Origin of the sequence: Nakamurella endophytica (assembly GCF_014646215.1) — a bacterium.
Taxonomy (GTDB): Bacteria; Actinomycetota; Actinomycetes; order Mycobacteriales; family Nakamurellaceae; genus Nakamurella; species Nakamurella endophytica.
Genome location: NZ_BMNA01000001.1, coordinates 802,284 through 828,975, shown reverse-complemented (window position 1 = coordinate 828,975; position 26,692 = coordinate 802,284). Strand labels below are relative to the sequence as shown.

Annotated in this window: 22 protein-coding genes; 5 read left to right on the top strand and 17 right to left on the bottom strand. The window is 69.2% G+C overall.

The genetic code is table 11. The features are described from left to right. Nucleotides 1–176: 176 nt before the first annotated feature. From IEY37_RS03630 to IEY37_RS03605, 6 genes are read right to left on the bottom strand one after another with little or no spacing between them, the layout of a single operon-like run. The gene (locus IEY37_RS03630; protein ID WP_188940060.1) at nt 177–1,088 is read right to left on the bottom strand and encodes an ABC transporter ATP-binding protein; all 912 of its coding nucleotides are present in this window, start codon (nt 1,086–1,088) and stop codon (nt 177–179) included. Beyond that, nucleotides 1,078–2,091: an ABC transporter ATP-binding protein gene (locus IEY37_RS03625; RefSeq protein ID WP_188940059.1), complete on the bottom strand. Its 1,014-nt coding sequence runs from the start codon at nt 2,089–2,091 to the stop codon at nt 1,078–1,080. The genes IEY37_RS03630 and IEY37_RS03625 overlap by 11 nt, the downstream gene beginning before the upstream one ends. Nucleotide 2,092: 1 nt before the next feature. Next, a complete protein-coding gene (locus IEY37_RS03620) occupies nt 2,093–3,031 on the bottom strand; it encodes an ABC transporter permease (protein ID WP_229673728.1) in 939 nt (312 codons plus the stop codon). Nucleotides 3,032–3,033: 2 nt separating this feature from the next. Continuing rightward, nucleotides 3,034–4,032, bottom strand: coding sequence for an ABC transporter permease (locus IEY37_RS03615; protein ID WP_188940058.1), 999 nt, complete (start codon nt 4,030–4,032; stop codon nt 3,034–3,036). Between the two features lies 1 nt (nt 4,033). Further along, the gene (locus tag IEY37_RS03610; RefSeq protein ID WP_188940057.1) at nt 4,034–5,677 is read right to left on the bottom strand and encodes an ABC transporter substrate-binding protein; all 1,644 of its coding nucleotides are present in this window, start codon (nt 5,675–5,677) and stop codon (nt 4,034–4,036) included. After that, on the bottom strand, nt 5,674–7,536 hold the full coding sequence (locus IEY37_RS03605) for a GH39 family glycosyl hydrolase (protein ID WP_188940056.1): 1,863 nt from the start codon (nt 7,534–7,536) through the stop codon (nt 5,674–5,676). Before IEY37_RS03605 ends, IEY37_RS03610 begins: the two co-directional genes overlap by 4 nt. A gap of 517 nt (nt 7,537–8,053) precedes the next feature. Between IEY37_RS03605 and IEY37_RS03600 the strand changes: the two genes are divergently transcribed. From IEY37_RS03600 to IEY37_RS03585, 4 genes are all read left to right on the top strand, one after another. After that, nucleotides 8,054–9,340: an ArsB/NhaD family transporter gene (locus tag IEY37_RS03600; protein WP_188940055.1), complete on the top strand. Its 1,287-nt coding sequence runs from the start codon at nt 8,054–8,056 to the stop codon at nt 9,338–9,340. A 57-nt stretch (nt 9,341–9,397) separates the two neighbouring features. After that, nucleotides 9,398–9,892, top strand: a complete 495-nt coding sequence (locus tag IEY37_RS03595) for a CBS domain-containing protein (protein ID WP_188940054.1) — start codon at nt 9,398–9,400, stop codon at nt 9,890–9,892. 80 nt (nt 9,893–9,972) lie between these two features. Next, nucleotides 9,973–10,476, top strand: a complete 504-nt coding sequence (locus IEY37_RS03590) for an SRPBCC family protein (protein WP_229673726.1) — start codon at nt 9,973–9,975, stop codon at nt 10,474–10,476. Between the two features lie 51 nt (nt 10,477–10,527). Continuing rightward, nucleotides 10,528–10,998, top strand: coding sequence for an MFS transporter (locus IEY37_RS03585; protein WP_188940052.1), 471 nt, complete (start codon nt 10,528–10,530; stop codon nt 10,996–10,998). A 157-nt stretch (nt 10,999–11,155) separates the two neighbouring features. Here the strand turns inward: IEY37_RS03585 and IEY37_RS03580 are convergent, their stop codons facing one another. The 5 genes from IEY37_RS03580 to IEY37_RS03560 are packed head-to-tail and all read right to left on the bottom strand — an operon-like array spanning nt 11,156 to nt 19,273. Next, nucleotides 11,156–11,473, bottom strand: coding sequence for a Rieske (2Fe-2S) protein (locus IEY37_RS03580; protein WP_188940051.1), 318 nt, complete (start codon nt 11,471–11,473; stop codon nt 11,156–11,158). After that, nucleotides 11,470–13,965, bottom strand: coding sequence for a nitrite reductase large subunit NirB (nirB, locus tag IEY37_RS03575; protein WP_188940050.1), 2,496 nt, complete (start codon nt 13,963–13,965; stop codon nt 11,470–11,472). Before nirB ends, IEY37_RS03580 begins: the two co-directional genes overlap by 4 nt. 1 nt (nt 13,966) lies before the next feature. Next, a complete protein-coding gene (locus IEY37_RS03570; protein ID WP_188940212.1) occupies nt 13,967–16,546 on the bottom strand; it encodes a molybdopterin oxidoreductase family protein in 2,580 nt (859 codons plus the stop codon). Between the two features lie 26 nt (nt 16,547–16,572). Beyond that, complete coding sequence (gene cobA, locus IEY37_RS03565) at nt 16,573–17,880, bottom strand: uroporphyrinogen-III C-methyltransferase (protein WP_229673722.1); 1,308 nt, start codon at nt 17,878–17,880, stop codon at nt 16,573–16,575. Continuing rightward, the gene (locus IEY37_RS03560) at nt 17,873–19,273 is read right to left on the bottom strand and encodes an MFS transporter (protein WP_188940049.1); all 1,401 of its coding nucleotides are present in this window, start codon (nt 19,271–19,273) and stop codon (nt 17,873–17,875) included. The genes cobA and IEY37_RS03560 overlap by 8 nt, the downstream gene beginning before the upstream one ends. A gap of 307 nt (nt 19,274–19,580) precedes the next feature. On the opposite strand from IEY37_RS03560, the gene IEY37_RS03555 reads away from it, so the two are divergent. Then, nucleotides 19,581–20,714, top strand: coding sequence for a uroporphyrinogen-III synthase (locus IEY37_RS03555; protein ID WP_188940048.1), 1,134 nt, complete (start codon nt 19,581–19,583; stop codon nt 20,712–20,714). Between the two features lie 87 nt (nt 20,715–20,801). Here the strand turns inward: IEY37_RS03555 and IEY37_RS03550 are convergent, their stop codons facing one another. From IEY37_RS03550 to IEY37_RS03525, 6 genes are all read right to left on the bottom strand, one after another. Then, on the bottom strand, nt 20,802–21,584 hold the full coding sequence (locus IEY37_RS03550) for a YcnI family copper-binding membrane protein (protein WP_188940047.1): 783 nt from the start codon (nt 21,582–21,584) through the stop codon (nt 20,802–20,804). Between the two features lie 36 nt (nt 21,585–21,620). Continuing rightward, nucleotides 21,621–23,315, bottom strand: a complete 1,695-nt coding sequence (locus tag IEY37_RS03545; RefSeq protein WP_188940046.1) for a copper resistance CopC/CopD family protein — start codon at nt 23,313–23,315, stop codon at nt 21,621–21,623. Between the two features lie 74 nt (nt 23,316–23,389). Next, nucleotides 23,390–23,986, bottom strand: coding sequence for a DUF305 domain-containing protein (locus IEY37_RS03540; RefSeq protein ID WP_188940045.1), 597 nt, complete (start codon nt 23,984–23,986; stop codon nt 23,390–23,392). A gap of 106 nt (nt 23,987–24,092) precedes the next feature. After that, nucleotides 24,093–24,575 (bottom strand): DUF2231 domain-containing protein, encoded by a 483-nt coding sequence (locus IEY37_RS03535; RefSeq protein ID WP_188940044.1) that lies wholly within the window; start codon nt 24,573–24,575, stop codon nt 24,093–24,095. Between the two features lie 44 nt (nt 24,576–24,619). Further along, nucleotides 24,620–25,096: a Rieske (2Fe-2S) protein gene (locus IEY37_RS03530; RefSeq protein WP_188940043.1), complete on the bottom strand. Its 477-nt coding sequence runs from the start codon at nt 25,094–25,096 to the stop codon at nt 24,620–24,622. Between the two features lie 49 nt (nt 25,097–25,145). Beyond that, a complete protein-coding gene (locus IEY37_RS03525; protein WP_188940042.1) occupies nt 25,146–26,441 on the bottom strand; it encodes a YncE family protein in 1,296 nt (431 codons plus the stop codon). Nucleotides 26,442–26,692 lie beyond the last annotated feature (251 nt).

Sequence of the window (26,692 nt, the reverse complement as noted above, 5' to 3'; positions counted from 1 at the left end):
CGCCGCGTGGCTGTGCAGGGTCCACGAGGGCCGACCCGGTGCTTCTACTGGAACCCGCGGGAACTGGCACCCTTGAAGACCGTCGACCTCGAGTGTCGCGGCGGCGAGACAGTCGCATTCGCAGGTCTGCCGTTTCGTCGCTGCATCGGCTCCGGCACACGGCCCTGATGTCCGGATCAACCGTGTCTCTGCTCTCGGGTCATCGGGTGCGCTCCCCGGACTACGACGACGTCGGAGGGACGCTCATTCGGTGTCCGTTCGTCCCGCGATCGCTGACGGCGGGCCCCCACCCTGGGAATGGCGTCGAGCAGGGTCACCGTGTACTCGTCCTGAGGGTGTTGCAGGATCTGCTTGGTCTCGCCCCGCTCGACGACGCGACCCTTGTTCAGCACCAACAGCTGGTCGGTGACCACCCGCGCCGACAGCAGGTCGTGGGTGATGTACAGCAATGACAGTCCGCGGTCCTGACGCAACTGCGCGAGTAATCGAAGGATGTCTGCGCGTAGCGAGACGTCGAGCATGGACACCGGCTCGTCGGCGACCAGCAGTTCCGGTTCGCAGGCCAGTGCCCGTGCGATGAGCACACGCTGCCGCTGGCCGCCGGACAGCTGATGGGGCAATTTGCCCAGGTACTGCTCGGGCGGTGTCAGCCCGACCGTCTCGAGCAGCTCGACCACCCGCTCGTGCGCGCCGCGCCCGTCCAGGTGCAGGAAGTTGGTCACCGGACGGACGACCGTGTAGCCGACAGTGTGCAGCGGATTCAGAGCCCCGTACGGGTCCTGGAAGATCATCTGTACGCGGCTGTGGTAGCTGCGCAGTTCACGACGTCCGAGTCGGCCCACCTCCAGATCGCCGAAGCGCACGGACCCCTCGGTCGGCCGTTCGGAACCGGTGACCATTCCGGCGAGCGTGCTCTTGCCGCTACCGCTGGCCCCCACCAATCCGACGGCAGCGCCAGGCTCCACGGTGAACGAGACGCCGTCGACGGCAGCGACTTTCCGGCCTCCGCGCTGCCGGTACACCTTTCGCGCGTTCTCGACCACCAGCGGTGGTACCGCTGTCGACGTGTCGGACCGGTCAGTGCTCACGGTCGGCCACCTCGTGTGCCGTCGCGGCCAGTTCCTTCGAAGCCGGCGCCCGCACGTGGCAGGCGGCGACGCCGCGACCGAGGGGCGCCAGCGGCGGGTCGATGCGCCGGCAGATGTCTTGGACGAGGGGACACCTCGGTGCGTAGGGGCAACCGTCGATCTGCTTGGACAGGTCGGGCGGGTTGCCGGCGATGCCGCCGAGATGCACCACGTCGGCCCGCGGATCGGCGTAGCAGGACAGCAACGCCTCGGTGTAGGGATGGTGCGGGCCGGTGAGCACGTCGGCCGCGGGTTGGTCCTCCGCGATCTGCCCGGCGTACATGATCAGCACCCGGTCGGTCGCTTCCAGCACCGTGCCGAGGTCGTGGCTGATGAGGACGGCGGTGAACTGCTGGGTGCGCTGCAGTTCCTTGATGGTCGACATGACCGCCGCCTGCACGACGACGTCGAGCGCGGTTGTCGGCTCGTCGAAGACGATCAACCGTGGCTCCAGTGACAGTACGAGTGCGATCGACACGCGCTGCCGCATGCCCCCGGAGAGCTCGTGCGGGTAGCGATCGAGCACATCGCTGTCCAGGTGAACCGTGCGCAGGAGTTCGGCACCGCGCTCACGCGCCGTGGAGTGGTCCGAACCGTGCGCCTTCAGCAGGTCGCGGAAGTGGTTGGCGATGGTGCGGACCGGGTTCAGCGTGTTCATGCCGCTCTGCAGGACCAGGGCGAAGCCACCTTGGCGGGCCTGCCGGAGCTGTTCACCGGACAGGGAAGCGATGTCCTGGCCGTCGAAGACGATCGACCCGCCGACCAACTGCGCCGGTGGGAGCAGCATCCCGGTCACAGCGAAGCCGAGAGTGGACTTGCCGCATCCGGATTCGCCCACCAAGCCGACGAATTCGCCTTGGTGCAACCGGAGGTCCACTTCGCGTACCGCCAGGATCCGGTCGCCTCGCTCGGGCGTGTAGCCGACGCTCACGCCCTGGGCGTCGAGCAGGAGGTCGTCGGGCATTTCACCGCTCCCGCAGACGTGGGTTGGACAGCGTGTCGACCCCGAAATTGATCAAGGTGAAGGAGACCGCCAACAAGGCGATCGCCAGGCCGGGCGCGAAGACCAGGAGCCATTGGCCGGTCAGCAGGGCGTTCTGCTGTTGCGCGTAGTACAGGATCGTGCCCCACGACACGGTGTTCGGGTCGCCGAGGCCGAGAAATTCCAGACTTGCCTCGGCCATCACGGCGGCGGTGGCGGCACCGAAGAAGCTCGCAGCCACCAGTGACGTCATATTGGGCAGGATCTCCCGGAAGACCACCCGGGAGAGTCGCTCGCCGGAGAAGACGGCCGACGTGATGAACTCGCGGTTCCGCAGGGTTGAGGCCTGACTGCGGATCACCCGGGCGCCGGTGGCCCAGCTGGTGAAGGCGACGACCAGCACGATGGTCCACACCGATCGGCTCTGCAGATAGGCAGCAAGAATGATCATCAAGGGAAGCCCGGGAATGACGAGTACCAGATTCGTCAGGAAGCTGAGCACCTCGTCCACCGGACCGGGCCGATATCCGGCGATCAATCCGATGACGGTTGCGACGACGGTGGCGCCCAATCCCGCCAGGAGCCCCACCAGCAACGAGATGCGGCTGCCGTAGACCATCTGCGCGAAGACGTCCTGACCGTTGCCCGTGGTACCGAACCAGTTGATCGAGTTCGGATGCTGGTACGGGATGAAGTCGGTGGACGTCGGTGACTGCCGGGCGATCAACGGTGCGAGGGCGGCGACCAGGAGGAACAGGACCAGGACCACGATCCCGATGCGCGCCTTGCCGTTCCGCCAGAGGGTCGCCACGGCGCGCCCGACAAAGCGCACCGGCGCCGGCAGGTGCGAGCGGTTGACCTTCCGGTCGTCGATCTCCGGTATGTCGGTCGGGGCCGAGGGTGTCACACTGACGTTGGTCACGGTCAACTTCCTTCCGGCCCGACCCGGACACGCGGATCGAGCCTGGCGTAGAGCAGGTCGACGACGAAGATGGCCACCAGCATGCTGACCGTGATGACGAGGAACAACGCCTGCATCAATGGGTAGTCCTGGTTGGTGACGGCGGTGTACAGCAGGTTGCCGATGCCGGGATAGCCGAAGATGCCCTCGACCAGCACGGACCCGCCGACGACCGCACCCAGGGACAGGCCGAAGGCTGTCACGTTCGGCAGCAGCGCGTTCCGCGCCGCGTACAGCGTCGCGATCGTGCGACCCCGCAGGCCGTTCGCCTGACCGAAGGTGACGTAGTCCTCGCCGAGGGTGTTGATCATGTTGTTGCGCATGCCGAAGACCCAACCGGACAACGACGTGACGGCCAATGTGATCGCCGGGAGCACACTGTGCTCGAAGGCGTTGACCAGGAACGACCAGGTCCATTCAGGGGCGGTGCCTGCTGAGTAGCCACCGGTGATGGGGAACCAGTTCAACTGGAACGCGAACAGGTACAGCAACAGCAGGCCCAGCCAGAACGGCGGGAACGAGGCCAGGAATGTCGCCCCGACGGTCACCGTGGCGTCTGCGGCCCGGCCTCGGCGCCAACCTGCGTACACGCCCATCAGTGTGCCGATCACGAACGCCACGATCGTGGTGACGCCGACCAGGATCAGCGTCCACGGCAGCGCCCGGCCCACCGAGTGGGCGACCGTCTCGGTTGCGTACGAGTACGAGCGACCCCACTGAAGGGTGAAGATGTTGCCGAGGTAATCAAAGTACTGGCCGACGATGTTGCCGTTGGCACCGCCGAGCTGGGCCTGGATGGCGTCGCGCTGGGCATTGGTGATCGGTTGGCCCGTCGAGGCCAGCCGCGCCAGGGCCGCGTCCGCGGGGGACCCGGGCATCAGTCGGGGCAGGATGAAGTTGAGGGTCACCGCGGCCCACAGCGTGATCAGGAAGAGCACGACCCTTCTCGTGAAGTAGCGCATGTCATGCCTTCTTCAGTCGCGTGAGGACGACCAGGATCGAGTTGTTGTAGCTGGTCGGCAGGGTGTACGGATTCTCGGCCGACGGCCACCCGGTGAAATGACGTGTCGAGAACAGGCCCCAACTGCCGCCGTAGTACAACAGCACGATCGGGACCTGCTCGTACATGATCCTCTCGAGCCGGTACGTGGCCTCGCGTTGGGTCTGCTCGTCCGTGGCGGCGGCCAGCGTCGCCAGCGCCTGGTCGAGCGTTCGATTCTTGTACCGTTCGAAGTTGTTGACGGTCCGGGTGTTGATCGGTGCGGCGAAGCTGCTCGCCAGTCCGTTGCGGAAATCGGTGTAGGGGAGACCGGTACCGGCGAAGCTGTTCATCGCGACGTCGAAGTTGCCCGTCTGGATCTCCGTCTGGAACTGCGCGGCTTGCGGCAGGTCCAGTTGCACCGAGATGCCGACCGCGCCCAACTGATTGGCCGTCTCCTTGGCGGCGGTCACCCAGTCGGAATAGTTCGCAGGCATCGAGATGGTCATGCTCACCTGGCGGCCGCCGCCGTCCACCAGCCGTCCGTTCGACTCGGTGAAGCCGGCCTTCGCGAAGGAAGCCTTCGCGGCCGTGAGGTCCTGTTCGACGTAGCCCCGTCGAGACAGAGAGGGATCGAGCCATTTCTGTTGGTTGGGCAGGACCAGGCCGGACATGCTCGCGCCGGTGGTATACCCGTTGACCGCCTTCTGCGCGACAAGGTCGCGGTCGATGGCCAGCGACACACCCTTGCGGAAGTTCGCGTCTGTGTAGGGCGCTCGGGTCAGGTTCATGAACAAGCCGATGGTCCCGCCCGGCGGGAACCAGTAGATGTTGTCCGGGTCGCGTGAGACGTAGGTGTCCTTGACGTTCGGCAGGTAGTTGTACGCCCAGTCGTAGGTGCCGGCAACGACGTTCAATTGGTTGGTGACCTGGTTCGTCGATTGGGCGGGGAAGAGCACCGTGGCAGGGGCAACGTTGTCCGCCTGCCAGTAGGAAGGGTTCTTGGCCAGTGCGTACTGCGTGGGCTCGAAAGAGGACAGGGTGAAGGGCCCGGTTCCCACCGGCGTCGTGTTGGCGTACCTCGTCGGGTCCGCGATGTCGGCCCACAGGTGCTGCGGCACGATGGGAACCGCGGCAACGGTGGCCGCGAAGGGAACGTTGGCGGTGTTGAAGGTGGCGGTGAAGAGGTTCCCCGATTCCGCGACCGACGAGATGACACTCCACACGCCGGTGATGTCGAGGGCGGGGTACTGCTTCAGCAGGCGGAAGGTGAAAACCACGTCCGCGGCGGTGAACGGTTCGCCGTCGCTCCATGTGACGCCTTTGCGGATCGTGAAGACGAGGGTCCTCGGGTCCGTGAACCGGTGATCCGTGGCCAGGAACGGCGTGAAGGTGCCGTCGATAGGACTTGCGATCTCCAGGGGTTCGTAGATCAGCCTGGTTCCACCCAGTTCGCTCGCGGCCGAAAAGGGATTGAAGTTCTCGACCAGTGTCGGATTGCCGGAGTCGCCTTGCATGACCAGGGTGTCCTCGTTCCGAGCACCCGAGTAAGCCTGCCCAGCGCATGCGGGAACGGCCAGGAGTAGCGCGGCGCAGCAGCCGGCCGCCAGGCGTCCGGTGATCTTCACGAGTTCTCGATCGGCGTCAGGCGCAGCCGCACGACGCCAGGCAGCGGAACCTCGAAGTCGAACCGGGCGTTGCCGTCCTCGGGACGGACGTCTGGCAGGTCTTCGACGGCCAGTTGGTCCCGGGCCTTCATCCGGGCAAACCTCTCGGCGTCGGGCCAGGCGAGATCGTCGGGGTAGTCGGCCTGGATGTTGGAGTGCGTCGCGTCCACCCGCGCAAGGTGGACCCGGTACCGAGCGGCGGGCAAGCCGGTCAGCTGCGTCGTCACGTGCCGGTCCAGTGAGGGATCGCCGTCGAGCAGCGCTGCGTTGATCGTCGAGTTCCAGACCAACACGTCCACGATTCCGTCCGTGGTGCGCCCGGCCCAAGCCTCCACCAGCACGTCGGCGCCGTCGCCGTCGACGGTGCTCGCCAGCAGGTCGTCGCCGAGCTCCTCGGCCAATGTCAGTCCCCAGAATCGGGGCTTTCGGAGATTGCCCACGGTGAGCAGGCCGAATCCGTTGTGGAAGAGTCGCGGTCCCCGGCCCAGCTCCTCGAAGTGATCACTGATCACCCAGTACGACAGCCGGTCGACCACGTCCTGCGATTGTTTGAAGCCGGACAGCACAAAGGGCGCTCCGGCCACGCTGTCGTGGATCGGGCCGTAATGGGTGGAGCCGACTCCCCACTCGGTCCAGTAGATGGCCGCAGTGGCAAACCCTTGACGGGCAAGAGCCGATCGGAAGGACAGTGGCTGGTTCCCGTAGGTGTGGGTCGACACGAAGTCGAGTGGCAGGTCGTTGCTCCGGGCGAATTCCGCAAGGGCGGGGACCCACTCCGCGGCGGCGGTCGACGGACCGCCGACGGGGAGGTCGGCGTCCACGTCCTTCACCGCACGGACAGCCTCCTGGTAGAGGCGGAAGTAGTCACTCTGGTCGCCGGTCCAGAAGACCTCGAGATTCGGCTCGTTCCACACCTCGAAACCCCACTGCCGGACCTCCTGTACGCCGTAGCGTTCGACGAGGTGCTCGGTGAGCGCTCGAACGACGGCGTGCCACTCGGCCCAGTCCGACGGTGGCGAGATGATGCCCCGGTAGGTGAACACCGTCGCGTCGGGGTCGCGTGCAATTGCGGCCGGCATGAACGACAGCTCCACCACCGGCCGCAGACCGAGAGCTGTGATTCGGTCGTAGAGGTCGTCGACGACCGAGAAGTCGAACACCAGCCGGCCGTCGTGCGCCCGACTCACCACAGCGTTGTCGTCGTGCAGGATGCCGTGCGCCCGGACGTGGGTGATCCCGAGCTCGTCGTGGCCGATCCGTAACGCTTCCTGGAATTCTGCGTCCACCGCGTGGCCGTGACCGTCGTCCGTCACCCGCATCTGGGTGAGTCGTTCGGAACCGATCATGTGCCAGAGCGGCTGCTTCCGCGAGGTGACCCGGTCGGCTGCGACGGTCACCGTGACGACGCCAGGATCTCGTTGTGCAGCACCGGCCTCGACGTGAGCCGACCAGTCTCCCACCCGGTAGTCGTTGCCGCGGGTCGCCGCGACACGATAGCGGTAGGTGGTGGCCGGGTCGAGTCCGGTGTCTGCGAAGCGGAGTCCAGGGACTGCCGGCACATCTGCCCCGCCGTGCAGCAGAACGGAGGGTGCGTCGTCCGATCCGGTCCGTTCGATCACGTAGCCGGCTGCGCCGTCCACCTGGGACCAGTCGAGCCGGACGTGTCCGACCCTGGACTCGGCCGTCACCTGGGTCGGCGCCGGCAGTCGAGACGCCGGCTGGTCGTCGGATGCCTCGGTCAATCGCCGGTAGATCCGGCGTTCCCAATCGCTGCGGGCGTCGGCGGCTTCGCGGTCCGCATCGATGCTCGTGCCGTCCATAGGGTGCTCTCCATGCCCAACCGCTCGCTGGACACGGGTTCGGCCGCGAACGTTGCTACCGGGTCCGGAAGGCGGCGCGGCCAGCCACACCCGAGTAGCCGGTTGATGGGTTCCCCGATTCGGAGCTGTCAAACCAGCTGCACGGCGACGCGGTGGCCACCCGGATCCTCCGGGCCTCGGCCGACGGCATCCGTCGCCTCGACGCCCGTTCTCCCACCGCCGGGCGCGCGGACACCGCCAAGGCGCGACGGGTCGTGACGGGTCACGCGCGGCGGCACTCGCCCGCTGCCACTCGGACGAGGCCCCGGGTCGGTGGCATAGGTTGCTACCGGGTCGCGGTGCGACGGATCCCTGACTCCGCGTGACGAGAGGCCGGATCGTGCCGCCGCTCAGGCGGCGCGTGCCGCCGGCCGGTCGGCTCGCTGAGCAGAGGTCGACTTCGACCGACAGACACCAGGCGGTACGTGCCCGGGGATCCCTGGCAGTCGGAGCCGATCGAGAGGACCCCGGGCAATCCATGACACTTCAGGTGGTCCTGGCGATCGCCGTCTTCGTCGGCGCCTACGTGTGCATCGTCGTGGACCGGTTCCCGCGGGCCGCGGTGGTCCTGGTCGCGGCGGCGCTGATGGTCCTCATCGGGGCGACCGGCGGCGAGACGATGTTCTACTCCGGCGAGACCGGCATCGACTGGAACGTCGTCTTCCTGTTGCTCGGGATGATGATCATCGTCGGGATCGTGCGGCACACCGGCGTCTTCGAGTTCCTGGCCATCTGGGCGGCGAAGCTCATGCGCGGCCGGCCGTTCCGGGTGATGGTCATGCTGGTGGTGATCACGGCCGTGCTGTCGGCCTTCCTCGACAACGTCACCACCGTGCTGCTCATCGCGCCCGTCACGCTCCTGGTCTGCGAGCGCCTCGGCGCGCCGCCCACGGCGTTCCTCATCGCCGAGGTGATGGCCAGCAACATCGGTGGCACCGCCACCCTCATCGGCGATCCGCCGAACATCATCATTGCCAGCCGGGGAGGCCTGTCGTTCAACGACTTCCTCGTCCACCTGGCCCCGATCTCGGTCGGCCTGCTGATCGTGTTCGTCGTGTTGTGCCGGCTGATGTTCCGCAGTGCGTTCGTCTTCCACCCCGAGCGCGCCGCCCGGGTGATGGCGCTGGACGAGCGAGCGGCCATCACCGACAGCCGGTTGCTGGTCAAGAGCGGCGTCGTCGTGGGCCTGGTGATCGCGGGTTTCCTGGTGCAGTCGCTGCTGCACGTCGAGCCGTCCGTGGTGGCGTTGCTGGGCGCCGGGCTGCTGGCGCTGCTGTCCCGGCTGGAGCCGCGGGAGTACTTCCGCGAGGTCGAGTGGGAGACGCTGGTGTTCTTCGCCGGGCTCTTCGTCATGGTCGGCGCGCTGGTCAACCTGGGGGTCATCGACGCACTGGGTACCGCAGCGGTCGATCTCGTGGGCGACGACTACGGGCCCGCGGCGGCCGGCCTCGCCGTCGGGTCCGGTGCCCTGTCCGCGGTGGTGGACAACATCCCGTTCGTGACCACGATGAGTCCCCTGGTCGGCGATCTCGTCGCCGCCGGGGGCGCCGCGGCGCGGCCGCTGTGGTGGGCGCTCGCGCTCGGCGCCGACCTCGGCGGGAACGCGACGGCGATCGGTGCGAGCGCGAACGTGGTGATGATCGGCATCGCCATGCGGAACGGCGTGCACATCTCGTTCTGGACCTTCACCAAGTACGGGCTGGTGACGACCGCTGTCACCGTCGGCCTGAGCGTCCCTTATATCCTGTTGCGGTACTACTCGTGAGTCCCGGCCCGTGCGGAGAGCACCGCGCGGATCCCCGCCGGATCGGAGGGCGCCGGCATGCCTGGTGAGCCTGCGGACCAGCTGCCCGTCGTCACGGCCCGGACCCCGCTCCGCGACGTCGCGCTGCTGCTCGTGCGGGACGGGCTGCCCGGCGTCGTCGTCACGGACGCGGACGGTGGTCCGGTCGCCGTCGTCACCGCCCTGGACCTGCTGGGCCGGCTGGTGCCGGAGTTCGTCCGCGAGGATCCGGCCTTGGCCCGGGTCTACGACGCCGTCGGCTCCGCGGAGTCCTGGCGCGAACTGGGTGCCCGGACCATCGCCGAGATCTTCGGGGACGGCGACGACTGGCACCGGGCGATCGCAGCCGTCGACGACGACGCGACGGCGATCGAGGTCGCCGCCGAGATGCTCAACCACCACACCTCGGTGGCCGTGGTGCGGCCCGCCACGGCACCGGGCGGACCGGCAGCGGCACCCCGGCTGGTCACCGTGCAGACGGTCATCCGCGGGGTGCTCACGGCGAAGGGCGAATGGCCACCGCCCGCCACCTGACCCGCGCCGGACGGCCGTGCCCTGCCGGCTCACGCAGGACCCCCGGCGGGCGCGGTGGCGGGCTCTGCGACGCTGAGCCGGTGAGCGACACCAGCGTCCGCAGTCACGAGGAGTCCATCGTCGTCCTGGCACCGGCGCAAGCGGTGTACGACGTCGTTTCGGACGTCCCCCGCACCGGCGAGTGGAGCCCGGTGTGCCGGTCGTGCCGGTGGGACGACGAGGCCACCGCAGGGCAGGTCGGTGCGTGGTTCACCGGGCGCAACGAGTGGGCCGACCGGGTGTGGGAGACGCGTTCCCAGGTCGCGGTCGCCGACCGCGGTCGCGAGTTCGCCTGGGTGGTCGGCGGCACCCTGGTCCGGTGGGGATTCCGGCTCGCCCCCGCGGACCGGGGAACCTCGCTGACCGAGTCCTGGGAGTTCCTCCCGGCCGGGATCGCCCGGTTCCGGGAGAGGCACGGGGACCGGGCGGACGAGCACATCCTGGACCGGACCCGGCAGGCGCTCGACGGGATCCCGAAGACCCTCGCCGCGATCAAGCGGATCGTCGAGGGCGGTGGTCGAGGGGACCGGCAGCCCGGTCCGTGAGTCGGGACGCCGGCTCCGGACCGGGGATCCGCTCCGGGCTAGCGTGACCGGGTGAGCAGGGAGAGCGACACCGCGGATCCGTCGGCGGCGCGACCGGGCAGCCGGCACAGCCTCCTGGTGACGTACCTGTTCACCGCGGTCATGGTCTCCACGACGCTGCCGACCCCGCTGTACGCGATCTACTCGGCCCGCCTGTCGCTGTCGCCGCTGACCGTCACGGTGATCTACGCGGTGTACGCGGTCGGCGTGCTCGGCACCCTGCAGGTGTTCGGCCGGCTCTCCGACCACGTCGGCCGCCGGGCCGTAGTGCTCGCGGCGATCGCCTTCTCCGCGCTGTCCGGGCTGGTCTTCGTCACCACCGACAGCCTGGTCTGGCTCTTCGTGGGGCGCTTCGTCTCCGGCATCTCGGCCGGCAGGTCACCGGCGCGACGACCGCCTACATCGGGGAGCTGGAGGCCCCGCGCGGGGAGCGCAGCCGGTGCCCTGTCGAGCATGACGGCGGTCGGCGCTGTCGAGCCCTGACGGTCTCGAGTGCGTCACGCCGAACGGGCCTGCGAGCTGTCGAGCTCCGGCGTCCCGCGTCACCCCTGCGGGGCGGGCAGGCGATCGGGACGGGCCACACCGACGGCGGGGACGCCGCCTCCTGCGGCGCCGGATGAACGCCCGACCGTCCGGTTGATCAGCCGATCTGCACCCGCAGATCCCCGTGGTCGTCGACGGTGACCTGGTACGCGGCCACCGGCGGCTGACCGGTCGTCGAGCAGCCGTCGGCCAACCGGTAGGCGTTCATGTGCAGCGGGCACAACACCACCTCGGCGTCGAGCTGGCCGTCGGCGAGAGGCCCGCCGCGGTGCGGACACACCGCGTCCAGCGCCCGGACGGTGCCGTCGCGCAATCGGAACACTGCGATCTGGCGCCCGTCGACCGCGAAGGCACGCCCTTCCGCCAGGGGGATCTGGTCCACCGGGCCGAGATTGACGGTGGTCGCCGCGGTCATCGAACCGGCACCTTCGGCAGGACCTCGAGCGGCAGCGACGTCCGGAACTGGCCGCTTGTCGCCGGGGCCGCGGCATCCTGCTGCCACGGATCCTGGTAGGCCGCGACGGATCGCGCCACCGCCTCGTCGAGGTCGGCAGCGATGCCGTCGCTGTCGTCCACGAGAATCGCCTGCAGTCGTTCGAGTCCGACTCGTGGTACGAACGAGTACGTCCGCTCGAGCCAGTTGGCATTCTCCCGGTAGTACTGGATGAATCTGCCCACTATGGTCACCGCGGTCTCCGGGTTGTCGACCGTGCAGAGCAGGTCGCCCTTGCGGATGTGCGCGCCGGCGGCGCCACCGACGTAGACCTCCCAGCGTCCACCCTCGATCGCCACGACCCCGATGTCCTTGACGTAGGATTCGGCACAGTTGCGGGGGCAGCCGGACACCGCCAGTTTGAGCTTCGCCGGCGACTCCAGTCCTTGGTAGCGGGTCTCGATGTCGATGCCGAGCTGGGTCGAATCCCCGACGCCGAACCTGCAGAAGTCCTGGCCGACGCAGGTCTTCACGGTTCGGAAACTCTTGCCGTACGCGTATCCGGACGGCATCCCAAGATCGGCCCACACCTGCGGCAGGTCCTCCTTGCGGATGCCGAGCAGGTCGATGCGCTGACCGCCGGTGAGCTTCACCAACTTGGCGTCGAACTTCTCGGCGACGTCGGCGATCCTGCGCAGCTGATCCGGTGTGGTGACGCCGCCGCGCATCTGCGGCACCACCGAGAAGGTGCCGTCGCGCTGGATGTTGGCGTGCACGCGGTCGTTGATGAACCTCGCGTCGCGCTCGTCGACGTATTCGTCGTCCCACATCATCTTCAGCAGGGACGCCAAGGCCATTTTCGACCTCGCGTCCTCCGCACCTGCCGGGGCCAGCGCGGCGAACACGGCCGACACGCTCGTCAGGTGCTGCGCCCGGATCGCGGCCATCAGCGCGGGCTTGTCCAGCGGAATGCCGGGGACGTACCAGTTCGCCGACGGGTCCACGGTCAACGCGCCGCCGGCGGCCCACTCGACGATCGCGCACACCTGCACCTTGCACGAACCGCACCCTTTGCCCGCTCGCGTCCGGTCCATCACCGACTGGACGGTGGTGCAACCGTCCTGCACCGCATGCACCAGTGCGCCCTTGTCCACCCCGTTGCAGTTGCAGACCTGCAAGTCGTCCGGCAGATCCTCGACGGCGACGTCGCCACCGCCGTCGGCCAGGTCGAACATCATGCGCAGCCGCTCCTCCGGCAACGGCATGCCCCGGTCGTAGGCCTGGGTCAGAAAGGCGACCTTCGACTCGTCCCCGACGACCGTGGCGCCGACCAACTTGTCGTCACGAATGACCAGCGACCTGTAGATGCCGCGCCGCGGTTCGGCGAACACGAGGTGTTCGTCGGTGTCCCGCTCGGGGGCCTGCAGACCCATCGCGGCCACCGGGACGCCGGCCACCTTCAGCTTCGTCGACGTCCGGGACCCGTGGTAGGCCGCCGTCGGATCCGCGCCGGTCAACACGTCGGCCAGCACCACTGCCTGTTCCCAGACCGGCGCCACGAGACCGTAGACCTCACCACGGTGCTGGACGCACTCGCCGACGGCGTACACGTCGTCGTCGTCGAGGGTGCGCATCGCATCGTCCACCACGATCGCTCGTTCGACAGTGAACCCGGACCTGCTGGCCAACTCGACGTTGGGCCGGATGCCGGCCGCGATGACCACCATGTCGCAGGGCAGCTCGGTCCCGTCCTGCAGCCGTATCCCGGTGATCCGCTCGCTGCCCAGGAGTGCGGTGGTGCGGGCTCGCAGGTGGACACCAATGCCGAGTCGATCGACACTGCGCTGCAGCACGGCACCGGCGTCCGGACCGATCTGGGCGCTCATCAGATGCGTACCGGCGTGCACCACGTCGACGGACAGGCCGTGGGACTGGAGACCGCGGGCTGCCTCCAGTCCGAGCAGACCGCCGCCGATCACCACGGCCCGCGTGGAGTGGTCGTGCCGGGCGTACGCGATCATCCCCCGGGTGTCGTCCAGCGTCCGGAACGGGAAGACACCGGCGACGAAAGCTCCGTCGTCGGTGTACATCCCCTCCATCGTCGGTAGGAAGGAGGTGCTGCCGGTGGCGATGACGAGCTGGTCGTAGCGCACCGTCGGGGTGGTCGGGTCGTCGGTGTTCACCAGCTTGGCGTATCGATCGATCCGGGTGGCGGTGACTCCGGACAGCAACCGGACGCCGTGGGACTCGTACCATTCCGTCGGGTTGAGATAGATGTCGCCGTCGGCCTCCTCGCCGGCCAGCAGGTGCGACAGCAGGATGCGGTTGTAGTTGCCGTACGGTTCGCTGCCGATCATCGTCACCTCGAAGCGTTCCGGACCGCTGCGCTCCAGGACCTCCTCCACGGTCCGGGCACCGGCCATGCCGTTGCCGATGACCACCAGCCGGCGGCGTGTCGCCGAGATCTCGGACATCTCAGACCTCCACCAGACCGAAATCGACGACCACGCTGCCGGTGGCGCCGATGGGAGCGGCCACCTGCAGTTCCAGAGCCGCGCCGCCGTCGATGTCCTCCAGCACCCGGAGCGGGACGTGCGTGTCCGACCGGGCACCGATCGGGAAGTACCGCATCGGGACGCCGTCGCGGAGGAGCACGACCGCGATCAGCTCGGCCCCGGAGTTGCCGCCCCGGAAGTACAGCACCTGGGCCACCGAGCCGTCGGGCACCTCGAACCGGAACTCGGGGCCGAGCGGCTCCGGTTTGTCCAGACCGTGTCCGACGAAATCCCGGACCCCCTGCAGGAAATGGTTCTTGCTGGACATGGCGCGGTCCTTCCGATGGGACGGCTGGCGGACGGTGGTGCGTCGGGTGGCGGAGCCGGTCGGAGCGGGTGGCGTCGGCAGCACCACCGGGCGCTGTGGCAGCGCCGCCGGACGGGTGGTCATCAGGTGCACGTCGTCCGGACCGCCCGCTCGTTCGACCGCGACTGCGCACGCCTTGAACGCGGGCATCCGTGACGACGGATCGAGCGCCGGGTCGGTGAGCGCATTGGCCGTCGAGGCACCACCGTAGTGGAACGGCACGAAGACCGTGTCGGGGCGGATGCTGTCGTCCAGGACGGCGCGGAACGTGGCGCTGCCGCGACGGGTCCGGAGGCGCACCATGTCGTCCTGCGCAATACCGTTGCTCCGAGCCAGATCTCGGTGCAACTGCGCGACCGGTCCGGCGCCGTCCAGTGCGCCGATCCGTCTGGTCTGGCTGCCACTCTGGTACTGGGTCGAGGTCCGGCCTGTGGTCAGCACGTAGGGGAAGTCCCGGTCCGGATTCTCCGCGGGCGGCCGGTGGTCGACGGGTATGAAGCGGGCCCGGCCATCCGGCGTCGGAAAGCCGTCCGTGAACAGTCGAGGCGTCCCGGGGTGTGCGAGGGTCGGGCAGGGCCAGAACACGCCCTGCTCGGCTTCGATCCGCTCCCAGGTGATCCCGGCGTAGTCGGCGATGCCTCCGGCGCTGGCCCGACGCAGCTCGTCGTACATCGTGCGCGGGTCCGCTGAGAAGTACCGACCCCGGCCGAGTGCCGTCGCCAGGTCGGCGAGGATACGCAGATCACTGCGGGCCTGCCCGGGCGGCTCGATAGCCTGTCGGCGGCGCAGGACACGACCCTCGAGGTTCGTCATCGTGCCCTCCTCCTCGGCCCATTGGGTGGTGGGCAGCACCACGTCCGCCAGCGCCGCGGTCTCGGAGAGGAAGATGTCCGACACCACCAGCAGGTCGAGCGCGGCGAGCCGGTCCGCGATGCGATTGGCGTCCGGCGCGGAGACGACGATGTTGGAGGCCAGCACCAGCAGCGCCCGCACGCCGCCGGGACGACCGATCCGGTCCAGCATCTCGAACGCCGACAGACCCGGCTGGGGCAGCTCGTCGGGGTCGATCCCCCAAACGCCGGCGACGTGCGCGCGGGCCGCGGGGTCGTCGAGCCGGCGGTACCCGGGGAGCTGATCCGCCTTCTGGCCGTGCTCGCGACCACCCTGACCGTTGCCCTGCCCGGTGATGGTGCCGTACCCGGAGAACGGTCGCCCCGGCAGCCCGAGGGCCAGTGCCAGATTGATCCAGGCCTGCGCCGTGTCGGTGCCGTTGCGGTGCTGTTCCGCGCCCCGCGCGGTGAGGACGATCGCGGAGCCCGCCCGCGCCAACTGGTGGATGAGCGACCGGAGGTCCGCGGTGGCCACACCCGTGATCGACTCGACCCGATCCGGCCACGCCGAGGCGACCCTCGCCCGGACCGCTTCGAAACCCGAGGTGCGGGTGCGGATGTACTCGAGGTCGACCAGGTCCTCCCGGATCGCGAGATGCAGCAACCCGTTCGCCAGTGCCAGATCCGTGCCGGGCCGGGGAGCGAGGTGGAGCGCGGCGTTGGCCGCCGTCGCGGTGCGGCGCGGGTCGATGACCACGAACTTGGCGGGGTCGAGGTGTTGCATGGCCGGTGGCATGGTGTCGGCAGGGTTGCTGCCGACCAGCACCACCAGGTCTGCCCCGGCCAGATCGGTGAGCGGAAAGGGCAGCCCGCGGTCGATGCCGAAGGCCTTGTTGCCCGCGGACGCCGCCGACGACATGCAGAACCGGCCGTTGTAGTCGATCGCGCTTGTCCGTAACGCCACCCGCGCGAACTTTCCGAAGGCGTAGGCCTTCTCGTTGGTCAACCCACCACCGCCGAAGCAGCCGATGGAATCCCGGCCGGACTCCGCCTGCAGGGTGAGGATCCGATCGGCCACGTACCCGAGAGCCTCTTCCCAGGTCGCGGGGCGCAGGGGGCTGCGACGGTTGCCCGCCTCGCTGCGCACCAGCGGTGTGAGCAGCCGTTCCGGATCGGCGAGCAGCTCTGCGGCGGTCCAACCCTTGGCGCAGAGCCCACCCCGGTTGGTCGGGAAGTCCGTCTGCGAGGCGAGCCGGAGCGGGATGCGTCCGCGATCCTGGTCGGAGGCCGGCGAGAGTTCGATGCCGCACTGCAACGAGCAGTACGGGCAGTGGGTGGGGACGGCAACCGGCACGCCGCCCATGCTCTGCAGTCCCGCCGACGGCACGGTCACCGATCGGTTTCCCGCGGGTTGCGGTGTCCGCACAGACTGGGATCACCGGCCGTGAGCGCGGCGACGTCGCCGACGACGATCACCGACGGCGCTCGCATCGCCGCCGTGTCGACGCCTTCGGCGATGTCGGCGAGCGTGCCCCGCAGGACACGCTGTCCTGGCAACCCACCGCGCTCGATGACGGCGACCGGACGGTCCGGAGCGGCGCCGGCGCTTCTCAGGCCCCGCGCGAGATTGCCGAGCGTGCCGACGCCCATGAGCACCACCAGGGTGGCGGTGCCGGCCCAGGCCGTCCAGCGCGGATCCCCGGCCACCGGCAGTTCGTGGCCCGACACCACGGTGACCTCGCGGGAGAGCCCACGGGTGGTGACCGCGATCCCTGCCAACGCGGGCACCGCGAGGGCGCTGCTCACCCCCGGTACCACTGTGACGTCGATTCCGGCCTCCCGGCAGGCGGCGACCTCTTCCGCGCCACGTCCGAAGACGAACGGATCACCTCCCTTCAACCGCACCACGCGAGCACCGGATCGCGCTTCCTGCACGAGCATCTCGTTGATCCGGTGCTGCGGAACGGGGTGCATCCCCGGGGCCTTCCCGACCTCGATGACCCGGACCGCGGGGTCCAGGTCCGCCAGCACCTCGCGGGGGGCGAGCCGGTCCACCACCACCACGTCGGCGGCGGCGAGCTCCTGCCGGCCCCGGACGGTCAGCAGCCCGGGCTCCCCAGGACCGCCGCCGACCAGCACCACCCGACCGGGGCCGGGACGGTGCCGCCGCATCGGGATCCGGCCGGTGTCCAGCGCGGTGGCCAGGGCGCTGCGGGCGACCGCGACCCGCCGAGGGTCGGGCGCTCCCCGGGAGGACACTCCGATCAGCAGGTCGTCCCGGCGCAGCACGGCCGGCATCCGGGCGCTGCCGGCCGTCCCCGAGTCGGCCCGGATGCAGAAGATCCGCCGCTCCTCGGCCGCGACCGACACCGCAGCGTCGACGTCGGGGGATCCGGTGGCGGTCACGGCCAGCCAGGCGCCGTCGAGCAGGTCCGCCGTGAACTCAGCGGCGATCCAGCGGATCTCGCCGGTGTCGTGCAGATCGGTCAGGTCCTCGCACAGCTCCGGTGCCACGACCAGTACCTCGGCGCCCGCGTCGAGCAAGGCGGTCACCTTGCGGGCCGCCGCCGGGCCGCCGCCGACCGCCGTGACCGGACGACCGACCAGCAGTAGGTGCAGGGGCAGCAGGTCCGGATGGCCGGACCCGCTGCCCCTGGTGTCGTCGCGCACAGCGTCCGTCCGGTCGGACTCAGACACCCTCGAGCCGGGCAGGGGACCGGCGCAGGTACACCGCCCAGGTCACCACCAGGCAGAGCACGTAGAAGGCGATGAAGGCGACGAACGCGGCGTTCGCGTTCTTGTAGGCAAGGAACGAGGACCGGAAGGCCAGGTTCACCAGCACGCCGCCGAAGGCGCCGATGGCACCGGCGATACCGATCAGCGCACCGGAGAGTCGGTGGGCCTCGGCGTGGGTCTGTCCCGGCTCCGCACCGGCGGCGACCTTGCGGGATGCCTTCGACCGGAAGATGGCCGGGATCATCTTGTACACGGAACCGTTGCCCACGCCGGAGAAGGCGAACAGCAGGACGAAGCCGATCAGGTACACCGGTAGCGACTTGGACAGCGACCCGCCCAGGACGACCGCAGTCGAGACTGCCATCAGCACGAAATTGAAGAAGCTGACGCTGGCGCCGCCGAAGCGGTCGGCGAGCCTGCCGCCCACCGGACGGATCAGCGAACCGATCAGCGGTCCGAGGAAGGTCAGGTACGCGGCCTTGACCGGGGTGGAGAACGTGCCGGTGAACTGCACCTGCAGCACTTGGCCGAAGGCGAAGCCGAAGCCGATGAACGAACCGAAGGTCCCGATGTAGAGGAGCGCGATGATCCAGGTGTGCGCGTCCTTCGACACCCGGCGCATGGCGCCCTTCGCGTTGCTGGCGACGGTCAGGTTGTCCATGGTCAGCGCCGCGCCGAGCGCGCCGAGGACGATCAGCGGGATGTAGATCGCCACCATCACCCTCGGGTGGGACGCACCGGCGGTGGCCAGCACCAGCAGCGCAACGAGCTGCACCACCGCGACACCCAGGTTGCCGCCGCCGGCGTTCAGGCCGAGGGCCCATCCCTTCTCCTTGGCCGGGTAGAAGGAGTTGATGTTCGTCATCGACGAGGCGAAGTTGCCGCCGCCGACACCTGCTGTCGCTGCGGCGATCAACAGCGTGGAGTACGAGACCCCCGGCGACATCACGACGGCGATGAAGATGCAGGGGATCAGCAGCAGCAGGGCACTGGCGATCGTGAAGTTGCGGCCGCCGAACCGTGCCACGGCGAAGGTGTAGGGGATCCGCAACACCGAGCCGACCAGGGTCGGCAGGGCGGTCAACAGGAACTTGCCGGCCGCGTCCACGTGGTACGTCGGGCCCATGAACAGAACCATCACCGACCACAGGCTCCACACCGAAAAACCGATGTGCTCGGTCGCGACCGAGAACCAGAGGTTGCGGTTGGCGACCCGGCGGCCGATGGACGACCAGAAGGCGGGATCCTCGGGGCGCCAGTCGTCGATCCAGCGGCCACCCAGCTTCGAGCGACCGCGGACCCCTGCTCCCGGTGCCGCCCCGGAGTGCGGCAGTTCCTGTGTGGTAGAACTCATCTCGATGTCCTCCTGGACTGGTTCGGGCCGGCGGACGGCACGGTGGATACGCACGGAGCGCCTGCCGCGGCGGGAGCCGACCGGACCGCGCGGGCTTTCGAAGAACAGCGTTCCGGCCGGACGGTGTGACGGCGTATCCGCGGCGTAACCGTTCGGTTGTGTTGTCCGCACACCCGGGGCCTCGCAGGTGTGAGCCGCTGGACCAGCTGGGTGGACAGCCTGTTTCGGAGAGTGCAGTCCCGGCCTCGTCATCTCTCGTTTACCTCACGGACCCACCCCAGTGACGGCCGAGGCGAACGCTGTCGGGATGACCGTTCCCAGCCCGGACGTGCCGCCGCTCGCCGGATTCGTGATCGGGATCACGGCCGCGCGCCGCAAGGAGGAATTCGCATCCGCGTTGTCCCGGCGTGGTGCCACCGTCGTGCACGGTCCCGCCATCCAGATCGGGCCGTTGGTCGACGACAAGGATCTCTACCAGGCGACCCGGACGTGTCTGGTCGAGCCGCCGGACTACGTGGTGGCGACCACCGGTATCGGTTTCCGCGGGTGGATCGAGGCGGCGGATGGTTGGGGACTGGGCGATGCGCTGCTGGACCGGCTGTCCGGCGCCACCCTGCTGGCGCGCGGACCGAAGGCCAGGGGCGCCATGCGGGCTGCCGGCCTGTCGGGCGAATGGTCCCCGCCCTCCGAATCCTCGAGTGAACTGCTCGAGAAGATGCTGGAGATGCCCCTCCACGGGAAGCGTGTCGCGCTCCAGCTGCACGGCGAGCCGTTGCCGGACATGGCACAGGCACTGCGCAGCGCCGGCGCCGAGGTGATCGATGTCGGCGTGTACGCGTGGAGCGCCCCGGACGATCCCGCCCCGCTGCGTCGGTTGTGTGGGATGGTCGCGGCGCGCGAAGTGGATGCGATCACCTTCACCAGTGCACCCGCAGTGGTGAGTTTCCTGCGCACGGCAGACGTTCTGGGCATCCATCCGGAGGTGCTCGAGGCCATGCGCAGCGAGGTGCCGGCGATGGCCGTCGGCCCGGTGACTGCCGGACCGCTGGCAACCGCGGGAGTTCCGACCGTGCAACCGGAGAGGGCGCGGCTCGGAGCGCTGGTCCGGGAGATCGAGACGGAACTGCCGCGGCGGCGGGAACGGCGGATGGTGGCCGCGCACCATCACCTCGCGGTGCGCGGGCGGGGGGTGGTGGTGGACGGGCAGTACCGCCCGCTGCCGCCGACGTTGATGGCCGTGATGCGGGTGCTGGCCGAGCACCCGGGTCACGTGGTGTCCAGGGCCGGTCTCGCCAAGGCCCTGTCCGTCGAGGACGAGCACGCGCTGGAGACCGCGATCGGCCGGCTCCGGTCCGCGCTCGGTGACGGGAAGATCGTGCAGACGCTGGTCAAGCGCGGGTACCGGCTGGCGTACGACCCACACACCTCCGGGCGCTACTGACCCCGGCGGCGTCGGGTCCACCGGCGGAACCGGGCCGTCGACCGGTTCCGCCGGCGAGCTTCCAGCGTGCTTCGGTTGCCGGAGCCGTCAGGCGCTCGGCAGGCGCCGCCTGCGCAACGCGGCGAGCAGTGCCACGACCAGCGCCGACACAGCGACCACCAGGCTGATCCAGCCGAGGGTGAGCGCACCACCGTCTCCGGATGGCGACTCTGCAGCGACGGAGGCCGGCGCTGTGGACGTCACCGTGGCAGCGGTCGGCGTCGCCGCCCCGGTCGACAGCGGGCTCTCCTCGGGTGCTCCACTCGTCCCGGTCCCGGCCGCTGCCACCTCCGGCGCGGCGGCCAGCTTGAGCACCGGAGCGGGATGGTCCGGCTCCGGGCCGCCCGCGACCTGCTCCTCGATCCACGAGACGACTGTTCTGTCGCTGTAGGTCTGCAGCACCTTGAAGGTCAGCTGGTCGGCGTCCGGCAGCGGATCGGCGAAGACGGAGAAGTCGGCGAACTCGTCGGGCGCGATCCCGTCACCGGTCGCCGTCCAGATGATCCGGGTGACGATCTCGGAGACCGCTTCGCCTTCCTCGTTCTTCAACGGTTGCGCAGGTGCAGACTTCGTGAGCGAGACCTTCCAGCCGTCCTTGGCCTCGACCTGCACCGACGTCAGCGGGGTGTCGGTCGGCAGTGCCACCTCGACCTGGGTGGTGGGGATGTCCTTCTCCGTCGGCACCCGGAAGGTGATCGTCGACTCCACCCCTGATGTCGGGTCGGTGGCGGTCACGCCGACATGCGCCCAGGCGGCGCCGGCCAGCGGGCCCAGGATCAACAGGGTGGAGGCGCCGGCGACGGTGAGCGCCCGGCGGAGGGAGGAGGGCATGACGGACCTTTCGTCGGTGGTCGGACGGAATGTCGCTCAGCGCACGCGGACGTCGAACAGAACGGTGCTGGAATCGATGTCGCTCGACTGGGTGGTGACCGCCAGCTGCCACTGACCGGCGGCCGGCAGGGCGACGCGGGTGATGGTGTACCTCCCGGGCCCCGACCGGGTCAGGGTGACCGGCACGACAGCGTCACCGCCACCCTGCTGGGTCCAGCGGGCGGTCGCCGCCACCACGTCCGTCGGGCGTCCACCGGGACCGGTGTAGGTGAGCTGCAAGTCGTTGAGCCCCGACTTGGCCGGCGCGACCGACACGTCGACGGTCAGGGAGGACGTCGCGGGCGCGGACGCGGTGAAGGTGGGGACGTAGCTGTCGCGCGCCGGTGCAGTACCGACGAGGATGGCGGCCACGACCAGGACCGCTGCCGCGAGCACCGCCTCGAACAGTACGCTGCGGCGCAGGATGCGGACGGCCGCCGAGAGCTGTGCCGGCTTCTCCGATGTCGTAACGAGAGTCGCCGTGTCCGTCCCGGTGGCGAGAAGGAGCGGCTCGGCTTCGGTGGCAGGCTCGACGGCTCCCGGTGCAGGGTGCAGGATTCGCCGCTGGATGAGCTGTCGTCCCAGTGCGCCGAACAGCACCATGCCGGCCACCAGCCCGAACTTGACGATCAGCAACCGCCCGTACCCGGTACCGGTGAGCGCTCCCCACTCGCGGATCTGCCGCCAGCCGGCGAAGGCGCCACTGGCAACGAGCACGAGCACACAACCGGCGGCGGTCGCAGACCAGCGAGGTAGCACCCGAGCGAGGTCGTCGGACGTGGCAGGGTCAGGACGGCGCAGCAGCACCGTCGCCAGGACCGTGAGGCCGCCCAGCCAGACCGACGCCGCGGCCATGTGCAGCACGTCGAGCGGCAGGGCCAGCGCGGCGAGGTCCGAGCTGCCGGAGTGGCCGACGACGGAGATGCTCACGAGCACGGCAAGTCCCAGTCCGGCGAGCACGCTGGAAGCGCCAGCGCCCCGACCGTGCCGCGACCGGCGCATCACGTACCCGATGCCGAGCAGGAGCACCAGCCGAGCGACCGCGGCGAGGCCGAAGCGGGTGGCCAGTACCTGACCGAGCACGTCCGGGTCGACCGCCGCCGACAGCGGACGGCCGGACGCGTACGGGCCCTGCAGCAGTACGCCGGTCACGGTCCCGGCCACGGTGGCCCACCAACCGATGTCGACCAGCCGCCGGACCGCGCGGCGCTGTCGACCGGCCGGCCACAGCAGGGCGACGAAGGCGAGAACGCCGAACAGCAGGACTATCCCGCCGTACGACAGTACCCGGCTTGCCTCCAGGCCGATCTCAGCCGCGCGGCCCCCGTCGTCCTGCTCGAGCTCCTGGTCCGCGACGGACGTGCTGCTGGGCGCTCCGACGCTGAAGGTCGAGGCGCCGAAGATGGTGTGTGCATCCGCCGACAGCACCCGCCACAGCACCGTGTAGGTGCCGTGAGGCAGGTCCGGCTTCAGCGCGGCAACCACGATGCGCCCGTCGTCCCGCTGTGCGACCGTTCCGCTGTCCACCCGGTTGCCGCCCGGGTCCAGCACTCGCACCGCGCCCAGCGCGGTGCTCACCGGCTGGTCGTAGCGCAGGTCGACCTCCAGCGGTGCGGTCCGGACGACGGAGGTGTCGCCCGGAGTGGTCTCGAGCAGCGTTGCGTGGGCGGACGCCGGCACCGCGGCGACCACAGTCACCACTGTCGTGACGAGCAGCACGAGCACTGCCCGGATCGGGAGCCGTCGTCCCCCAGTGGCCGCTCGGGTCACAGGGCGGCCAACGCCTTCTGCATCTGCGTGATCTCCGCCTGCTGGGAGGAGAGCACCTGCGCGGCGAAGGCCTTGTCCTGGGGATTCGTCCCGTTGTCGATGGCCGCCCGGGCGATCGGCAGCGCAGCTTTGTGGTGGCCGATCATCAGGGTGAGGAAGAGCTTGTCGAAGCCGGCCGCCGGCGCCTTCTGCAACTGGTCGATGTTGGTCGACTCGCTGGTGCCGCCGCCGTGATCGTGTCCGGACGCCGCATCCGGGTCGGTCGACGGCGCAGGCTGCCCCCACGCGGTCGCGAACCGGGACAGCGTCAGATACCGGTCCTGGGTCTCGGTGTCGGTCGCAGCGGCGATCGCTCGAACGGTGCTGTTCCGCGACCGGGTGGCAGCCAGACCCGCCATCTGGCCGGCCACCGCGTCGTGCGGGGCCAGCCAGACGATCATGGCGGTGTCCCAGCCGTTGTAGGAGGTCGACACCCCACCCACCTGCGCGGCGCCGCCGTCGACCGGCACCACGCAGCACACCTGACCGATCACCCCGGTCGTCGAGGGGGACGCACCGCCCGACGGGCCGCCGCAGGAGGACACCGACGCCACGGCAACGGCGATAAGCAGCAGCAGGCCACCTCGTCGACCCCGTCGTGGACGGCAGTCTGCAACGGACATGGAGGCTCCTGCTCGGGCTGTGGTGCTGGCGGCCGAATCAACCGGAGTACTTCTGAGTCCCCGTGGGATTCCAGACGGCCTTCGCGCCGGCCTCCCCGGTCTGATAGGTGAAGAACAGGACCGCTGCCGCCACCAGCACCAGCAGCACCGACGTCCCGACACCCGTCCATCGTGGGGCGGGCCGCGAGTGCAGTACGAAGGCCCCGACGGCGACCACCAGCAGCACGATCGTCGCGATCAGCAGTCGCAGGCTGTCGGTCTGGTGCTCGGCGATCAGCGGGCCGGCCGCACTGCTGGCAAGCCCGGTCCCCAGGGATGCCCTCAGCGATTCACCGCTCTGCCGCGCGACGATCACCACGACCAGCGACACCGCGGCCAGCGCGACGAGCGGCCAGCGGAGCACCCGTCGCCACCGGGGCACCGCGAAGGCGATGGCCACCAGGGCTGCCACCGGGACCAGCACGACGGCCGCATGCAGCACCAGGGCATGCACCGGCAGCCCGTTGACACTTCCGAACACCAGCGTGCCCTTCTTCCCAGCCGACAGGACGTTGACGCTCGGGATCAGGCGCCAAGAGTCAGGTCGTCGCCGGAGACGGTGACCTTCTCCTCCTTGAGCGGCTCGGTCGCCGGACCGTTGGTCACCGAACCGTCCTTGATCGAGAACGAGCTTCCGTGACAGCCGCAGACGATGTTGTCACCGGTGACCTGACTGACCAGGCAGCCCTGGTGGGTGCACACGGCGGTGAAGCACTTGAACGTGCCCGAGGCAGGCTGTGTCACCACGACCTTCGCGTCAGCGAAGATCTTCCCGCTTCCGACGGGAACATCGGCGGTCTTGCCCAGTGCGCCGGACGCCGCTGCCGGCGCCGCTGCTGAGGACGGCACTGCTCCGCCGATCCCGGCGTAGGTGGTCTGCGCCGACGTGCCGGTCGCGCCGCTCGCGCTGTCGTTGCCACCGCAGGCCACCAGCGCGCCGCTCGCGGCCAGTGCGGCAGCTCCGACGAGAGCGGTTCTGCGATCGAGCGTGTTACGGGTCATGTCGTTCTTCTCCTGCGAGTTCGGTGAGGCGGTGACCAGCGCGGGTCGATCACGTCCCTGCCCGCGACGAGGGCGCGGACGACGCTGTGGCGGTGGAACCGCCGTTGCTGATGTCCTGCTGCGGCGTGGGCGTTCCGAAGGCCGAGTACGGCACGAACTGGATCTCGTGCGGCATGGCCTCCATCGGTATCTCACCGATGAGCTTCCCGCCGTCGGTCTCCCAGATCTGCACGCCTTCGACCGGCTGGCCGCCGAGCAGGTAGGGATAGCGGGTGGTGTCCATGCCGTGGTTGAGGGTCCACAGCTCCTTGCCGTCCGGGCTCAGTCCGGTGTGGGCAGGGATGACGGTACCCTTCGACTGCCAAAGGGTTTGATACGTGGTCGTGTCGACCTTGTAAATCAGGTTGTCCGCCGTGGTGACGTACGCGTACTTGCTGTCCGGGCTGATGCTGATGTGGATGGGCGACCCGGGGATGGGCAGCTTGGTGATCACCTCGAGAGTGTTGTTGTCGATCACCCAGACCTCCTTGAAGGCGAGACCGGCCATCCAGACGTACTTTCCGTCCGGCGTCAGGTTGATCCCGTGGGCGGTGGCCGGGATCGGGATCTGCTTCGCGACGGTGTTGGTCTTCCAGTCGATGACCGCGAGCGTCTTGCCGCCGTCGACGGTCACCCACAGGTACTTCGTGTCGATCGCCTTGCCGTCCCAGTACATGCTCGGCGAGATGTAGTCCGGCCCTTGACCGACCTTGATGTCGGTGACGTGCTTCATCGTGGCGGTGTCGATCACCGTGAGGCTGGCGCCGTACTGGTTGGCCGCGTACAGGAACTTGTCGTCCGGGGACAGCGCGAGGTGGTGCGACCCGGTGCCCGTGTCGACACGGCCGACCTCGAGCAAGGTGACCGGGTCGTACTCGATGACGACGGAGTGGGCGTAGGTCGACGCGGTGGCGGTGAACATCCGCTTGAAGTCCTTGGTGAACACGATCGCGTGGGAGTCGCGCAGGTTCGGGTACTTCGCAGGATCGGTCCGCTCGGTGTAGGGCACCTGGTTGTAGATCGTGGTGACGGTCTTGTGGTACTTGGCGTCGATGATGAACAGCTTGTTGCTCTGACCCGCACCGATGACGGCGACGCCGGCCCAGCCCAGGACGCCGCCGGCGTTGGCCAACTCGAAGTCGGCGTTGGTGTTCGACGCCGCCGGTGCGGCGGACGACGAACCGGCCGAGTTGTTACCGGACGGGGAACAGGCCGCGGCTGCGACCGCCACAAGGCCGGCGGAGCCGGCCAGGAAGCCGCGGCGGCTCGGACCCCGCGCAGGGCGACGAGTCGGGTTCTCGGTCATGCTTCTCCCTCTGGTTCCCCGGGCGGTCCGTGCCGGGTACTGGACGGGCCCCTGGGCGGGAACCGGTGTCTGCGGTGTGGGCCGGTCGGCGGCCGGTGCGGCGGCTCGCTCGGTCCGGTGGCGCAACGGTGCGGTCGGCACATTGCGGCACCGGTCCAGGACTGTGGCCGCGGCGTCAACTTTTCCTCACAATCGCGCGTTCGGTGAGGTGTGGAGCCGCACACCGCGTCCTCGGTGCGATGACGATCACT